The 14,947-nt window shown below is 32.8% G+C and carries 16 protein-coding genes and 1 tRNA gene; 14 read left to right on the plus strand and 3 right to left on the minus strand.

From position 1 onward, the window contains the following. Nucleotides 1–3 precede the first annotated feature (3 nt). From aspS to QO263_RS11450, 6 genes are all read left to right on the plus strand, one after another. Nucleotides 4–1,785 (plus strand): aspartate--tRNA ligase, encoded by a 1,782-nt coding sequence (aspS, locus tag QO263_RS11425; RefSeq protein WP_285621408.1) that lies wholly within the window; start codon nucleotides 4–6, stop codon nucleotides 1,783–1,785. A 133-nt stretch (nucleotides 1,786–1,918) separates the two neighbouring features. Then, a complete protein-coding gene (locus QO263_RS11430; protein ID WP_285621411.1) occupies nucleotides 1,919–2,053 on the plus strand; it encodes a hypothetical protein in 135 nt (44 codons plus the stop codon). An 18-nt stretch (nucleotides 2,054–2,071) separates the two neighbouring features. Continuing rightward, nucleotides 2,072–2,566 carry a GNAT family N-acetyltransferase gene (locus QO263_RS11435; protein WP_285621417.1) on the plus strand — a complete coding sequence of 165 codons (495 nt, stop codon included), beginning with the start codon at nucleotides 2,072–2,074 and terminating at the stop codon, nucleotides 2,564–2,566. 320 nt (nucleotides 2,567–2,886) lie between these two features. Continuing rightward, nucleotides 2,887–3,645 (plus strand): tRNA threonylcarbamoyladenosine dehydratase, encoded by a 759-nt coding sequence (locus QO263_RS11440; protein ID WP_285621420.1) that lies wholly within the window; start codon nucleotides 2,887–2,889, stop codon nucleotides 3,643–3,645. Nucleotides 3,646–3,666: 21 nt separating this feature from the next. Next, nucleotides 3,667–4,095, plus strand: a complete 429-nt coding sequence (locus tag QO263_RS11445; protein ID WP_285621423.1) for a SoxR reducing system RseC family protein — start codon at nucleotides 3,667–3,669, stop codon at nucleotides 4,093–4,095. A 37-nt stretch (nucleotides 4,096–4,132) separates the two neighbouring features. Beyond that, nucleotides 4,133–4,408: a metal-sensitive transcriptional regulator gene (locus QO263_RS11450; RefSeq protein WP_285621425.1), complete on the plus strand. Its 276-nt coding sequence runs from the start codon at nucleotides 4,133–4,135 to the stop codon at nucleotides 4,406–4,408. A gap of 107 nt (nucleotides 4,409–4,515) precedes the next feature. On the opposite strand, the gene QO263_RS11455 is transcribed toward QO263_RS11450, so the two are convergent. Together QO263_RS11455 and QO263_RS11460 are read right to left on the minus strand one after the other, a co-directional pair. Next, on the minus strand, nucleotides 4,516–4,953 hold the full coding sequence (locus tag QO263_RS11455; protein ID WP_285621427.1) for a threonine/serine exporter family protein: 438 nt from the start codon (nucleotides 4,951–4,953) through the stop codon (nucleotides 4,516–4,518). Nucleotides 4,954–4,955: 2 nt separating this feature from the next. Then, entirely contained in the window at nucleotides 4,956–5,726 is a 771-nt protein-coding gene (locus QO263_RS11460) for a threonine/serine exporter family protein (RefSeq protein WP_285621430.1), read from the minus strand. Between the two features lie 231 nt (nucleotides 5,727–5,957). Here QO263_RS11460 and glyA point away from each other — a divergent pair, with 231 nt between their 5' ends. The 8 genes from glyA (at nucleotide 5,958) to spoIVA (ending at nucleotide 14,657) form a co-directional block, all read left to right on the plus strand. After that, nucleotides 5,958–7,187, plus strand: coding sequence for a serine hydroxymethyltransferase (glyA, locus tag QO263_RS11465; protein WP_285621433.1), 1,230 nt, complete (start codon nucleotides 5,958–5,960; stop codon nucleotides 7,185–7,187). Between the two features lie 146 nt (nucleotides 7,188–7,333). Then, a complete protein-coding gene (locus tag QO263_RS11470) occupies nucleotides 7,334–8,251 on the plus strand; it encodes a YIEGIA family protein (protein WP_285621436.1) in 918 nt (305 codons plus the stop codon). A 12-nt stretch (nucleotides 8,252–8,263) separates the two neighbouring features. After that, the gene (locus QO263_RS11475; RefSeq protein WP_285621438.1) at nucleotides 8,264–8,458 is read left to right on the plus strand and encodes a capping complex subunit for YIEGIA; all 195 of its coding nucleotides are present in this window, start codon (nucleotides 8,264–8,266) and stop codon (nucleotides 8,456–8,458) included. Nucleotides 8,459–8,673: 215 nt separating this feature from the next. Then, nucleotides 8,674–10,029, plus strand: a complete 1,356-nt coding sequence (locus QO263_RS11480) for a DUF512 domain-containing protein (RefSeq protein WP_285621441.1) — start codon at nucleotides 8,674–8,676, stop codon at nucleotides 10,027–10,029. A gap of 1 nt (nucleotide 10,030) precedes the next feature. Then, the gene (gene der, locus QO263_RS11485) at nucleotides 10,031–11,356 is read left to right on the plus strand and encodes a ribosome biogenesis GTPase Der (RefSeq protein WP_285621444.1); all 1,326 of its coding nucleotides are present in this window, start codon (nucleotides 10,031–10,033) and stop codon (nucleotides 11,354–11,356) included. Between the two features lie 2 nt (nucleotides 11,357–11,358). Then, nucleotides 11,359–11,958, plus strand: a complete 600-nt coding sequence (plsY, locus tag QO263_RS11490; protein WP_285621447.1) for a glycerol-3-phosphate 1-O-acyltransferase PlsY — start codon at nucleotides 11,359–11,361, stop codon at nucleotides 11,956–11,958. A gap of 17 nt (nucleotides 11,959–11,975) precedes the next feature. After that, the gene (locus tag QO263_RS11495; protein ID WP_285621450.1) at nucleotides 11,976–13,001 is read left to right on the plus strand and encodes an NAD(P)H-dependent glycerol-3-phosphate dehydrogenase; all 1,026 of its coding nucleotides are present in this window, start codon (nucleotides 11,976–11,978) and stop codon (nucleotides 12,999–13,001) included. A gap of 177 nt (nucleotides 13,002–13,178) precedes the next feature. Next, complete coding sequence (gene spoIVA, locus QO263_RS11500; RefSeq protein WP_285621453.1) at nucleotides 13,179–14,657, plus strand: stage IV sporulation protein A; 1,479 nt, start codon at nucleotides 13,179–13,181, stop codon at nucleotides 14,655–14,657. A gap of 193 nt (nucleotides 14,658–14,850) precedes the next feature. On the opposite strand, the gene QO263_RS11505 is transcribed toward spoIVA, so the two are convergent. Continuing rightward, a tRNA-Pro gene (locus QO263_RS11505) sits at nucleotides 14,851–14,927 on the minus strand. Between the last annotated feature and the right edge of the window lie 20 nt (nucleotides 14,928–14,947).

A 14,947-nucleotide genomic window follows, 5' to 3' on the forward strand; every position in this document is an offset into this window, starting at 1 on the left:
ATTATGGGAGAATCAATGGGCAATCTAAGAAGAACACATATGTGTGGAAGCCTTAGAATAGAAAATGAAGGGCAAGAAGTGGTATTAATGGGCTGGGTTCAAAAGAGAAGAAATCTTGGTTCATTAATATTTGTAGACTTAAGAGATACTTCTGGTATAGCACAAGTGGTATTTGACAGCAATATCTCAGAAGAAGCCTTTAATAAAGCTGAAGCCATAAGAAGCGAGTATGTATTAGCTATTAGAGGTAAGATATATAAAAGGCAATCAATAAATAAAGAGCTGCCAACAGGTGAAATAGAAGTATTTGTTGAAGAATTAAAAATATTGGATGAAGCAGAGACACCACCTATTTATATTAAGGATAATGACGATGTAGCAGAAGCCATGCGTTTAAAATATAGGTATTTAGACTTAAGAAAGCCTTCAATGCAAAGCAATCTAAAGATGAGACATAAAGCTACAAAGCTAGTAAGAGAGTTTTTAGATGAAAATCACTTTGTAGAAGTTGAGACACCTATGTTGACAAAGCCTACTCCAGAAGGTGCTAGAGACTATATAGTGCCCAGCAGAGTTAACCCAGGTAAATTTTATGCGTTGCCACAGTCTCCACAGCTGTTTAAACAGTTACTAATGGTATCAGGCATGGAAAGATACTACCAGATAGTAAAATGCTTTAGAGACGAAGATTTAAGGGCAAATAGGCAGCCAGAATTTACACAGATAGATATTGAAATGTCCTTTGTAGACATAGAAGATGTATTAGCTATAAATGAAAAGCTAATTTATAAGATATTTAAAGAGTTAAAAGGAGTAGAAATATCTCTCCCAATAGATAGAATGACTTATAATGAAGCCATGAACAGATTTGGCTCTGACAAACCAGATTTAAGATTTGGATTTGAAATTAAATGTCTGTCTGAAATAGTTAAAGATAGTGAATTTAAGGTATTTAGCGATACAGTTAAAAGCGGTGAAGATGTAAGAGCAATAAATATTAATGGCCATGGAGATGAATTTACTAGAAAAAACATTTCTCAGCTAGAGGATTTTGTTAAAACATATGGAGCAAAAGGATTAGCATGGATTAAGATAACTGATGAAGGTATAACATCACCTATAGCTAAGTTCCTAAAGGAAGAGGAACTAAATGGTATAATAGAAAGGATGAAAGCTAAAAAAGGAGACTTAATATTAATAGTCGCAGATAAACCATCTGTAGTCTTTGCATCCTTAGGAAGCCTAAGAGTAGAGGCTGCTAGAAGACTTAATTTAATTAACAATGATGAATATAAACTAGTTTGGATAACAGAATTCCCGTTATTTGAATACGATGAAGAAGAAAAAAGATATGTAGCAAAGCACCATCCATTTACCCATCCAGTAGATGAAGATATAGAGCTATTAGAAACAGCACCAGAAAAAGTAAGGGCAAAAGCTTATGACATAGTTATAAACGGAGATGAAATAGGCGGAGGAAGTATCAGAATAAACAACTCACAGCTACAGGAGAGAATGTTTAAAGCCCTAGGCTTTACAATGGATGAAGCTTGGGATAAATTTGGATTTTTATTAGAGGCTTTTAAATATGGAGCACCACCACATGGCGGGATAGCATATGGCTTTGACCGATTAGTAATGCTTCTTACAGACAGTGATAACATCAGAGATGTCATAGCATTCCCTAAGACACAAAGTGCAACCTGCCTGCTAACAAACGCACCAACAATTTTAACAGAAAATCAGCTTAAAGAGGTGCATGTAAGCACTACAGTAAATGAATAAAGAGATATAGTAAAAGCCTAAGGTTCTGATTTGTAATGAAGACCTTAGGCTTTGCTGTTTTTAGGAAGTTATTATGCTGGATTAATGAAATATCTAAATGATATACAAATTCACCAATAAATTGAAGGACTTTATGAGAAAAAGTAGAATTAAAATAAAAGGTATTGTGTGTTTTACTTCATTTCATATTGATAGAAAAGGAGAAAACAATGGAGAATGGGTGATAAATAATCTAAAGAAAATAGTAAATTTTGTAAAGAAGATATAGTAGAATGGGAGGATTATAATGGAGAAAAATTTAAGATTATCCATGGCAAAAAATGAATACGATATAGTTACATTTTGGAAGATGTTTGATAGCTACATCAATGAATTATCTTTAAATGCATCTTTTGGGGATGAATTTGACTTAGAGTACTTTTATTCCGATGAATATAGAAATGCGATTGATAAATTAAGAACAAGAGAAACAAATCCATTAAGAATATTTTTTATAACTAAAGATGAAAATATCGTTGGTTTTTTAATGCATGTTACATACTTTGACGAAGACAGAAAATGCTTTTTAATGGAATATTGTATTGCGCCAGAGCATCGAAAATTAGGTTATGGCAAGTTAGCTTACTTAATGGTCCAAAAGTATATTAAGGATGAAGGTGCCTCATACATTGAACTGACCCCGACAAACGAATCAAACGAAAGGTTTTGGAGTAGTGTTGGATTTAGAAAATCAACAGATATGGACGAAGATAATAAATACTATTATAGAAAATCACTTTAATTCTAAAAAACAGAAATCTGTTTTTAAAAGTCAAGAAAATAGCTTGATAATTTGACATAATCTATTTTATTTTATACAAAATGAAGATGGTTTTGAAATTATATATTCTAAAAATTTGAAGTAAGCATTTATTTTAAAAATAAATGAATTAGACTACATAAACATACAAAATATGGGATTTTATATCCTAATCTAGATACATCCACAATTGTACTCTTATAGTATAAATATCACATTATTGATGTATAACTAAAACTATGCTATTATTTATTTGGCTATTAAATTGAATTAATATAATATTATATAAGGAGATGTAATATATGCTGCACTCTTTTTCGAGAACAGAGATGTTGATAGGGACAGAAGGTTTACAAAAACTTAAGGAAAGTAAAATTGCAATATTTGGGATTGGAGGAGTTGGCAGCTTTTCAGCGGAGGCTCTCGCTAGAAGTGGGGTAGAATCTTTTGTACTTGTAGATGACGATGATATTTGCCTTACTAACATAAATAGACAGATACATGCCACTAGAAAGACAGTAGGTAAGCCTAAAGTAGATATTATGAAGGAGCGTATATTGGATATCAATCCAAAAGCAAATGTGATTGCTCATAAAGAACTATATAATAGTGATAGTGCTGAAAGGTTATTAAAAGACGATTATACCTATGTAATAGATGCTATAGATATGGTTTCAGCAAAACTGGACTTAATTGAAAGATGTAAAAACAGAAATATTCCCATAATCAGTGCCATGGGAGCTGGTAATAAATTAAATCCTACTATGCTTGAGGTATCAGATATTTATAAGACCAGCGTTTGTCCTCTAGCAAAAGTAATGAGGAAAGAATTGAGAAATAGAAATATTAAAAGCCTCAAGGTCGTATATTCAAAGGAAATACCAATTGTACCTCAAAATATTAGTGGAAATTGTAAGACTGACTGTATTTGTCCAAACAAGGATAGAACATGTGCTGTAAGAAGACAAATTCCAGGGAGTGTTTCATTTGTTCCCTCAGTGTCAGGATTAATTATTGCCTCTGAGGTTATTAAAGATATTTTGGGTATAAATAATATGTAACTTATGATTTGGAGGTGAAATATGGAACAGATTGGGTTTGTCATCACCACTAATGAGGATATGGCAAAAGTCGTAGTTGGAAGAACATCGGCATGTGGAGAAAATTGTGCTTCATGTGGTTCAAGCTGCAATACGCCAGGCGTTTCATTGGAGATAAGAAATACTCTAGGTGCTAAGCCTGGAGATTATGTAGAACTTAAATCACATACAAGTCAGATTATAAAGTTTGCCGCTATTGTATATCTAGTTCCATTATTAGCCATGATAGCAGGAATTGCAGGAGGCATAAATATTTTTAAATCTGCTGGCTATGCTGGCTATGAAACATATGGCTTTCTCGTAGGCTTAGTATTTTTAGGATTGTCTTATATCGTATTGAGGATAATCGATAAGAAAATCAAGAGGAAAGATAAAGTTATTATTGAGATGACAAGAATATTAAACAATTGATTCTGCTTTTATCGGATATACTCTAGGGGGTGTCTGGATGGAAACTATTAAGGAAAATAATAATGACAATATTTTAAAAAGACTTAGAAGAATTGAAGGGCAGATAAAAGGAATACAGAGAATGGTAAGTGAAGACAAGTATTGTGGAGATATTTTAATACAGATAGCAGCTGCTAGAGCGGCACTTAATAAAGTTGGTGGAATTATTTTAGAAAGTCATATGAAGGATTGTCTAAAAAAGCATCTTGAAAGCAAAGGAGAAGATGAAGTTTTAGACAATCTAATAGATACCATGATTAAATACACTAAGTAACATAACTTTACTATTAAATCAACTAAATAGACAAAACAATATATATAAAACAAAAAATAGCCTTGATAAAATGCAAAATTTTTCAGGCTATTTTACTTTTTATTGAATTATCTTTTAGTTTTTTGATTAAGTAAAGCCCTACTAAATGAAGAAGATACGATTATTCCTATTGCAATTGCCAATGCAATAAATATAGCTTCTGTGCCTAATTCAGCAGCGCTTATAAAATCTTTGTTAATTACCTCTAACATTGTATAGTACATTCCTGCACCTGGTACTAATGGAACAATTCCTGGTATTATAAATATTGTAGCAGGTTTTTTAAAATGCTTAGCCATAAATTCACCTAAGAAACCTACTGTTATGGCCGCCAAAAGTGTACCTCCAATTGAAGAAGAGAACAATCTAACTGAAATAATATATACTACCCAGCTCATCGCACCGCCTAAGCTAGATTTAATGATTGAGTCCTTAGGTATGTTAAAAAACACACCAAAACCTGCAGTAGATAAAAAGGCATAAACAAATTGCTTTATATAAAACAAAATTACATTCCCCCATGAAAAATAATTAGCATTAGTCCTACTCCAAAGGCAACAGATAGTGCGACAATTACAGCTTCAAAGCCTCTTGACATGCCTGCAAGAAAGTCTCCCAGCATAGAATCTCTAGCAGCATTTGTTATCGCTACTCCTGGAACTAATGGCATTATAATACCAATTATTATTTTATCCATATTACTTCCTAATCCAAGTTTAACTGATATTATGGCTAAAAAAGTACCGATAGCTGCTGCCACAAAATTATTTATAAAGTATATCATATTAATTTTTCCAAGCATACTATTAGTTTTTATTACTAGCATACTTATGAGAAATGTACAGATAAAGTCATTAATAGTTCCTCCAAATAAAAGGGAGAAAAATCCTGCACCAAATCCACCAAATAAAATATTGGTAAGGCTATGATATGCTTTCTTACTATCTATTTTTTCAAGGTATTTAAAGCCCTCATCAATTGTCATTTCAGAGCTAACAAAATTTCTTGAAAATTCATTCACCAGAGCAATCTTATTTAAATCTATGGTTCTACTTTTAGTTCTCTGTATGTATGTTAATATATCATCACCAAAACCAATTGATAATAGTATTCCAGTAGGAGTTACAAAGGGGCCAGAATATGTGATATAGCTTCTTGATTCACATATCCTAGAAATTGTATCTTCCACACGATAGGTTTCAGCTCCACTTTCAAGCATTATTTTACCAGCTAGAGTCGCCATGCTTAGTAATCTTTTAGCTTCTCTTTTTGTCTCCACTATAACACCTCCTCATACGTTATAATTTTATTATATCAAAACAATACTATATTTAAATATCTAAATAATCATTACAATATTATACATAATAAGTCTAATAAAATAAACTTTTTATTAAAAACAATTAATAACTATTTATTATATTCTACTTAAATGATATATTATATATGGAAAAGGTATTAAATAATATGCTTTATAAAAAGTCTATTTAAAGAAAGGAGACAAATGATTATGGATTTTAGTAACCTTAGAGAATTTGACCCAGAAATAATGAAAGTAATCGAGCAAGAAACAGAAAGACAAAGAAGTAAAATTGAACTTATTGCATCAGAGAACTTTGTTAGTAAGCAAGTAATGGAGGCAATGGGAAGCCAATTAACAAATAAGTATGCAGAGGGTTATCCAGGAAAGAGGTACTATGGAGGCTGTGAATTTGTTGATATAGCAGAGGATCTTGCTAGGGATAGATTAAAGAAGCTTTTTGGAGCAGATCATGCTAATGTCCAACCTCATTCTGGGGCAAATGCAAATCTTGGAGTATACTTTGCAGTACTAAAGCCTGGTGATAAGGTTCTAGGTATGAATCTTTCTCATGGCGGTCATTTGACTCATGGTAGTCCAGTAAATATTTCTGGTACATACTACAACTTTGTAGCTTATGGTGTTGATAAAGAAACTGAAACTATAGATTATAATCAAGTGAGAGAAATTGCATTAAGGGAAAGACCTAAACTCATAGTTGCAGGAGCCAGTGCTTATCCTAGAGTAATAGATTTTGCAAAATTTAGAGAAATAGCTGATGAAGTAGGAGCATATTTAATGGTTGATATGGCTCACATAGCAGGTCTTGTAGCTGCAGGACTACATCCAAGTCCAGTTCCTTATGCAGACTTTGTTACAACTACAACTCATAAAACTCTTAGAGGACCTAGAGGTGGAGTTATACTTTGTAAGGAAGAATTTGCTAAGCAAATTGATAAATCAATATTTCCTGGTATTCAAGGTGGTCCACTAATGCATGTTATTGCTGCAAAAGCAGTTAGTTTTAAGGAAGCATTAGAAGATGGTTTTAAAGATTATCAAAAACAAGTTTTAAAGAATGCTAAAGCTTTAGCTGATAGTCTTGTAGAAAAAGGTTTTAGACTTGTCTCGGGTGGAACTGACAACCATTTGATGCTTGTAGATGTTAGAAACAAAGGCTTAACTGGTAAAAAGGCAGAAGCATTACTCGATCATATCGGTATAACTACAAATAAAAATACTATACCATTTGAAACTGAAAGTCCTTTTGTAACTAGTGGTCTTAGAATTGGTACTCCTGCTGTTACTACAAGAGGTATGAAAGAGGAAGACATGAAAGAAATTGCAAATATCATTAGTCTAACTCTTGAAGAAAAAACTGATGAAAATACTTTAAAGGGCTTAGTTAAATCGCTTTGCGATAGATTCCCACTTTACTAAAATAGTTAAGTTAATTATGAGTGAAAAGGTATTATTTGATTTTTTAAATCCTATAATGCCTTTTCTTTTGTTTTATGGTGAATATATGGTTTATTAGAGGGGAAAATAATATTATGAAAAAACAATGAAATAAAGTAGGTGAGTAATTGTTTAAATATGGTTTTATAATAGTGCCAGCTATTGTCGTAGGATTTTTGTCTAGAGCCTCCATGCTAAGAGTTGATTATAGGCAGTATCCAAGCTATCCACAAGGTGTTTTATCTCATTTGACCCTTGGAATGATAGCTGCTTCTCTTGGATCAGTAGCAGTTCCTGCAATTGTTTCGAATGAATTTGCAGCATTTACTTTTTTATCTCTTGCAGCTCAACAATTTAGAGATGTTAGAAGCATCGAAAGGCAAAGCTTAGATAATATTGAACCTACAGAGCTAGTTCAAAGAGGAACAGCATACATTGAAGACATAGCAAAAGCTTTTGAGGCAAGAAATTATGTTACAATGCTTGTGTCCTTAATTACAAGTATTGTAATCTATATATTGTTTAAAATTGAATTACCAAAAACTTATTCAATGATTGGAGGTATTGTTGCAGGAATAATTACATTTTATATATTGAATAGAGCTATATCAAGGCAAATTGTAGAAGAAATTGCAAATGTAAAGCCTGCAGCCATATCGTTTAATGGAGCAACACTACTAATAAATGATATACCCATCATAAATATCGGGCTTGAAGCCTCTAGAGAGATATACTTAAAAAATGGAATAGCTGCCGAAATAATTCCACATGATGAAGATGGAATCAGCACACTTGCCAATATAGGTCAAAGGCAGGCAATAGTCCATAATGCGGCCGTTCTCTTAGGATTAAGGAAGGACGTGGATGAACCTGATTTCACTCCAATAGCAAGAAGAAATCCTCATACAGGAAGCGTTGTCATGGTAATAGTTGCACTTGAGCCTGATGTCGAATGTCTCGTGGAAGCAATCAAGAAAACTCTAGTTCTAGAAAGTTCAAAACGCAAGCCTTTACAGTCCTATATTGGGAGAAAGGCTGCTGATTAAAGGAGTAGGAACATGGATATTGGAATAAAGGATAATATTTTAGCAATAATAACGATAGATGAAAAAGTAGTCTCTGGAGGAAACGTCCCTACCTTTTATGCTAAGAATACTGAGGAACAAAAGAGGGTAGCTTTAGTAATATCAAAGATTACAACTGGCATGGTGCATGACTTAGAAAATGGATGTTTAGTGATAGTTAGACATTAAATCTAAGGTATAATGAATATTCATTATGCCTTTATTTATTTGTACAATTATTATTAAGCACAATAAGCTGGATTATGCTATAATTATTGAAGAATATATGGAATGTTTAAATAATCATGATATAATATTAATACTAGGTACTAAAATTAGGTATAATAATATAGTTTAATATAATAGTGCTATGTTTAAATTTTATTATTTTAGAAGGAGATATTATGGAAGTAAATAATTATGAGGTTAATACCTATTACGATGGGAAAAATATTATTGATAATGTGGATGAAAACAGCATAGCTGAAGAACTGGGAATAGAGTCAGGAGATATACTTGTTTCAATAAATAACAATAAGATTACAGATATTATTGATTATAAGTATCTAATTACAGATGATTTCATAACTCTAACTATTCAAAAAAAAGATGGGGAGCTATGGGATATTGAAATTGAAAAAGATTTTTACGAAGATATAGGTATAACTTTTACTAATCCCCTTATTGATAAAGCAAAAAATTGTAAAAATAAATGTATCTTTTGTTTCATAGATCAGCTTCCAAAGGGAATGAGAAAGACTTTGTATTTTAAAGATGATGATTCTAGATTATCTTTTTTACAAGGTAATTTTATAACATTGACAAACCTTAGCGATGAAGAAATAGATAGAATAATTAGATATAGATTAAGTCCTATTAATGTATCAGTACATACTACAGATCCAGAGCTAAGAGTAAAGATGTTAAATAACAAAAATGCAGGAAAAGTCTATGATATTCTAAAAAGATTTAGTGATGCAGGAATAGAAATGAATTGCCAAATAGTTCTTATACCTGGTATCAACGATGGAGATAATCTTAATAAAACTTTAAAAGACCTATCATACCTTTATCCCAATATATCTAGTGTTGCAGTTGTACCTGTTGGCCTTACAAAGTATAGAGAAGGATTAAGCCAGTTGAGCACATATGATTATGAAACTGCCAATGAGCTTATAGAATTTATTCACAATAAAGAAAGAGAATATTTAAAGGATATAGGAACTAGATTTGTTTTTGCTTCAGATGAATTCTATATTTTAGCTAAGAAGCCAGTTCTTGAATATGAGGATTATGAGGGATTTCCCCAATATGAAAATGGAGTAGGTCTAATAAGATCCTTTTATTGTGAAGTTCAAGAAGCTCTTTTGGATATTAAAGAGAACTTAGTCTTAGATAGGAGTTTTACTATTGCTACGGGAACACTGTCCTATGATTTTATCAAGGAAATAGCTAGTATGGTTATGGCAAAAATAGATGGGCTTAATTTAAATGTAGTCCCAATAATTAATGAGTTTTTTGGGGAAAAAATTACGGTGTCAGGACTAGTTACTGGTGGAGACTTAATTAATCAATTAAAAACATGCGAAATAAAGGATGGACTAATTATTCCGAGCTCTATGCTTAAAAGTGGAGAGAAAGTATTCTTGGATGACATCACAGTAGCTAATATTGAAAACAGCTTAAATACAAGGATTATAATATCAGATATTGACGGCGAAAAGTTCGTTGATATTTTTAAAAATGAGATGAGGTGCTAAAATGACAAGACCAATAGTTGCAATTGTTGGAAGACCAAATGTGGGTAAATCCACTCTTTTTAATAAAATTGCTGGAAAGAGAATATCTATTGTTGAAGATATGCCTGGCGTTACCAGAGATAGAATATATGCAGAGGGAGAATGGCAAAACAAATATTTTACTATGATAGATACAGGCGGAATTGAGCCAAAAAGCAATGATGTAATAATGTCTCAAATGAGAAGACAGGCTGAAATGGCAATAGAAACTGGCGATGTCATTCTTTTTATAGTTGATGGATTAGAAGGAATAACTGCTACAGATAGAGAAGTTGCTGATATGATTAGGAGAACTAAGAAGGAAGTTGTGTTAGTCGTTAACAAAATAGATACTCCAAAAACTCCAGATACTATTTATGAATTTTATGAATTAGGATTAGGAACTCCAATTGTTATTTCTGCAGGGCAGGGATTAGGTCTTGGAGATTTATTAGATGAAGTTGTAAAGCATTTTCCAGAAGATAAGGATGTTGAATATAATGAAGATGTCATTAAGGTCGCTGTAATTGGTAAACCTAATGTAGGAAAATCATCACTTATTAATAAAATATTAGGTGAAGAAAGAGTAATTGTTAGCGATATTGCAGGTACTACAAGGGATGCAATAGATACATATTTTACTCATGGAGAAGATGAATATGTATTTATAGATACAGCAGGAATGAGAAAAAGAAAGAGGGTAAATGAAAATATAGAACGATATAGTGTAGTGAGATCACTTACTGCAATAGAAAGAGCGGATGTTTCCATAATAGTAATAGATGCTGTAGAGGGAATCACTGAACAGGACACAAAAATCGCAGGCTATGCTCATGACAATGGAAAAGCAGCTATAATTGCAATAAATAAATGGGATCTGATTGAAAAGGAGACAAACACCTATTTAAAATTTGAAGAAGATATAAAAAGAATATTGTCTTTTATGAGCTATGCTCCAATTATCTTCATTTCGGCTGAGACTGGTAAAAGAGTTGATAAGCTATTAGATTTAGTAAAGGTAGTTTCAAATAACCATTCGATGAGAGTATCAACGGGTACCTTAAATGACATTATTGGAGAGGCAGTACTAATGAATCAACCGCCTTCAGATAAGGGGAAAAGACTAAAAATATATTATGGTACGCAAGTAGGTATTAAACCACCTAAGTTTGTCATATTTATTAATGACGAAGAACTTATGCATTTTTCATATGCAAGGTATCTAGAAAATCAAATTAGGCAGTCCTTCGGTTTTGAAGGAACACCTATTCAATTTGAATTTCGAGAAAAGGGAGAGAAGGGGGAGTAATCTTGTCTGGTATCATAGCTGTTATATTCATTGGCTATGGGGTGGGTAATTTTGCCACATCCTATATATTAGGAGAGCTTTTTAAGAAAACCGACATTAGAAAGCATGGAAGTGGCAATGCAGGTGCTACCAATGCTTTAAGAGTGTTTGGGGTAAAATTAGCTGCTGCTACATTTGTTATTGATGCATTGAAAGGTGTTCTGGCAGTAATTATTGGCAGATTAATACTAGGAGATGTGGGAGGGTTAATTGGAGGAATTTCTGTAGTGGTGGGTCATAACTGGCCTATACTATTGAAATTTAAAGGTGGTAAAGGAATTGCTTCCACGATAGGTGTAGTTACAACTATTAACTATCAAATAGCTTTAATATGCATTATTGTTGGACTAGTAATTGTAATTAAAACTAGATATGTTTCATTAGGCTCTATTACAGCCATATCTTTATTACCAATATTAATAGTAGTCATGGTCAGACCTTTTGATTTATATTTCTTTATTTTTTCTTTATTATTAGTGGCTATGGCTATTTTCAGGCATAGAAGTAATATAAAAAGATTAATTAACGGAAATGAATCAAAATTAGGGAAAAAAGCGATTTAACAAGGAGTGAACTAAAGTTGAAGAATATTTGTATACTTGGGGGAGGTAGCTGGGGTACAGCATTAGCTATTGTACTTGCTAAAAAAGGCTATAATATAGATTTATGGTTAAGAGATAAGAAGCAGTGTGATGAAATCAACATTGCAAGAGAAAATTTGAAGTATTTACAGGGGATTCTATTACCTAATAATATAAATGCAACAGACGATATAACTAAGGCAGTTTCTAACAAAAAGATAATAGTTTCAGCAGTCCCTTCTCACGCAGTTAGAGAAACTATGAGAGCAATAAGAAATCACACTTGTAAAGAACCTATTATAGTTAATGTAGCAAAAGGAATAGAAATAGATACCTTGCTGAGAATTTCTGAAATAGTAAAAAAAGAGCTGCCTAATGCGGAATATGCTATTTTATCAGGGCCATCTCATGCAGAAGAGGTTGCCAGAGATATACCAACTACAGTTGTAGTAGCCTCCGCAAAAAAGGCTGTAGCAGAGCTCATTCAAGATGTTTTTATGACTCCTAAATTTAGGGTATATACTAATCCAGATGTAATAGGAGTAGAATTAGGTGGAGCATTAAAAAACGTAATAGCTCTAGGTGCAGGAATATCAGATGGACTGGAATATGGGGATAATACAAAGGCTGCACTGATGAATAGAGGCTTTGTCGAAATAGCTAGAATTGGTGAAGCTATGGGTGCTAACAAGATGACCTTTGCAGGATTATCTGGAATAGGGGACTTGATTGTCACATGCACAAGTATGCATAGCAGAAACAGAAGAGCAGGAATTCTAATAGGACAAGGCTATAGCCTGGAGAAAGCCACTGAATCCATTGGAATGGTAGTGGAAGGCATAAAAACCACTAAAGCAGCATATCAGCTTTCTAAAAAATATGGTGTCATTATGCCTATTACAGAAGAAATATTTAAGGTTCTTTATGAAGGGGCAAATGTAAAAAATTCTGTTGTTAACCTGATGCTTAGGGATAAGACTCATGAAATAGAAGATATAGTTAATGAGGATCAATTCCTTTGGTAAAGACATGCGAATCGCATGTCTTTTTTTTATTGGCATGTCATAATGTTTAACTCTAGAGTCATATATATAACTAAAAGGTCTTTGTTTTTCTAGAATCTATGTTTATCTTTGTAGCGAGTAAACGGCTATAAAGAGATAAATATATATTTTTATTATTTTGTAAAGGAGGCTTGTTAAGTGGATAAGTATGATATTTACAGAGATATTTCAGAAAGAACTGATGGCGACATCTATATTGGAGTAGTTGGTCCAGTTAGAACAGGAAAATCTACTTTTATAAAAAGATTTATGGAAAAACTAGTTGTGCCCAATATAGACAATAAATTTAAAAAAGAAAGAGCAAATGATGAGCTACCTATGAGTGGCTCAGGAAAAACTATAATGACGACAGAACCAAAATTTGTACCTACGGATGCAGTAGAATTGACATTAAAAGACAATGTGAAATTTAGAGTAAGAATGGTAGATTGCGTTGGCTATTTAGTTAAAGGAGCCTTAGGCCATGAAGAAAATAATATACCTAGAATGGTAACAACTCCATGGTATGAAAAGGAAATTCCATTTGAAGAAGCAGCTGAAATAGGAACTAGAAAAGTAATTACTGATCATTCAACAATAGGGATTGTAGTAACAACAGATGGTTCAATTACAGATATTGATAGATCTAGTTACATTAAAGCAGAAGAGAGGGTTATTAGTGAACTTAGGGAGTTAGAGAAACCATTTGTTGTACTTCTTAACTCAAGACATCCAGAGCTAGATAGTACCATAGCTTTGAGAGAGAATTTAGAGGAGAAGTACAAAGTACCAGTCATAGCTGTAGATTGTCTTAACATGGAAATGGAAGAGATAAATAAGATACTTGAAAAGGTATTATTAGAATTCCCAATAAAAGAAATAAATATCAATCTTCCGCAATGGATTGAGGGATTGCCAAAAAATCATTGGGTTAAAAATACAATTCTTAGCTCAATTAAAGAAATAGTTCATAATCTTCAAAGGCTCAGCGAAATAAACTATGCTGTAAGCAGATTTGGCGAGCTTGATATAATAAATGCTGTTAAGATTAAGGGTATTGAGCTTGGAGAAGGGGTAGCAAATATTGAGATGAATGTTGATGGCCAACTGTTCTATCATATCCTAAATGAACTAACGGGATATAGAATTGAAGGCGAGCATCAATTGCTAGGATTAGTAACAGGCTTGGCTAAAGCAAAGAAAGAATTTGACAAGGTTGAAAGAGCTTTAAGTGATGCTAGGCTTACTGGATACGGGTTAGTTCCTCCTAGTCTAGAAGAATTAGATTTAGCTGAACCAGAAATATTTAAGCAGGGTAATAGATTTGGAGTCAAATTAAAGGCTATGGCACCAAGTTTACACTTTATCAGGGCAGATCTAACTACTGAAGTTTCCCCTATAATAGGAACTGAGAAGCAAAGTGAAGAGCTTGTAAAATATTTATTAGATGAATTTGAAAGTGATCCATCAAAGATATGGGAATCAAATATGTTTGGGAAATCTTTACATGATCTAGTAAAAGAACAACTAGAAAGTAAACTTAATATGATGCCAGAAGATGCTAGAAGCAAAATGCAGAGGACTTTAGAGAGAATAGTAAACGATGCAAGCGGAGGGCTAATCTGTATCATAATATAAAGTTAGGGGCAAGGTTACAAACCTTAGCCCCTAATTTTATGACGTAATTTAATCGTATCATAAATCTTTACATAATGAAAAACTAGATACTATTATTCGTGTCAATTTTAGCAAGATGTATCAAAACATATCCGAATCAAAAAAACATAAATGGCTATTTACCAACGTTATCTTAACATACACAAATGTAGCTTGGTCGGGATGACAGGACTTGAACCTGCGACCCCAAGTCCCCCAGACTTGTGCGCTACCATGCTGCGCTACATCCCGAAATATTTATTAGCAGTAAC

The sequence above is a fragment of the Proteiniborus sp. MB09-C3 genome, assembly GCF_030263895.1.
Lineage (GTDB): Bacteria > Bacillota > Clostridia > Tissierellales > Proteiniboraceae > Proteiniborus.

What these genes read in the sequence shown, in the direction of transcription:
- glyA (WP_285621433.1), top strand. Translation starts at nt 5,958, where the DNA reads ATGGATTTTAGTAACCTTAGAGAATTTGACCCAGAAATAATGAAAGTA.
- QO263_RS11475 (WP_285621438.1), top strand. Translation starts at nt 8,264, where the DNA reads ATGGATATTGGAATAAAGGATAATATTTTAGCAATAATAACGATAGAT.
- QO263_RS11430 (WP_285621411.1), top strand. Translation starts at nt 1,919, where the DNA reads ATGAGAAAAAGTAGAATTAAAATAAAAGGTATTGTGTGTTTTACTTCA.
- QO263_RS11480 (WP_285621441.1), top strand. Translation starts at nt 8,674, where the DNA reads ATGGAAGTAAATAATTATGAGGTTAATACCTATTACGATGGGAAAAAT.
- der (WP_285621444.1), top strand. Translation starts at nt 10,031, where the DNA reads ATGACAAGACCAATAGTTGCAATTGTTGGAAGACCAAATGTGGGTAAA.
- QO263_RS11450 (WP_285621425.1), top strand. Translation starts at nt 4,133, where the DNA reads ATGGAAACTATTAAGGAAAATAATAATGACAATATTTTAAAAAGACTT.
- QO263_RS11445 (WP_285621423.1), top strand. Translation starts at nt 3,667, where the DNA reads ATGGAACAGATTGGGTTTGTCATCACCACTAATGAGGATATGGCAAAA.
- QO263_RS11440 (WP_285621420.1), top strand. Translation starts at nt 2,887, where the DNA reads ATGCTGCACTCTTTTTCGAGAACAGAGATGTTGATAGGGACAGAAGGT.
- aspS (WP_285621408.1), top strand. Translation starts at nt 4, where the DNA reads ATGGGAGAATCAATGGGCAATCTAAGAAGAACACATATGTGTGGAAGC.
- QO263_RS11435 (WP_285621417.1), top strand. Translation starts at nt 2,072, where the DNA reads ATGGAGAAAAATTTAAGATTATCCATGGCAAAAAATGAATACGATATA.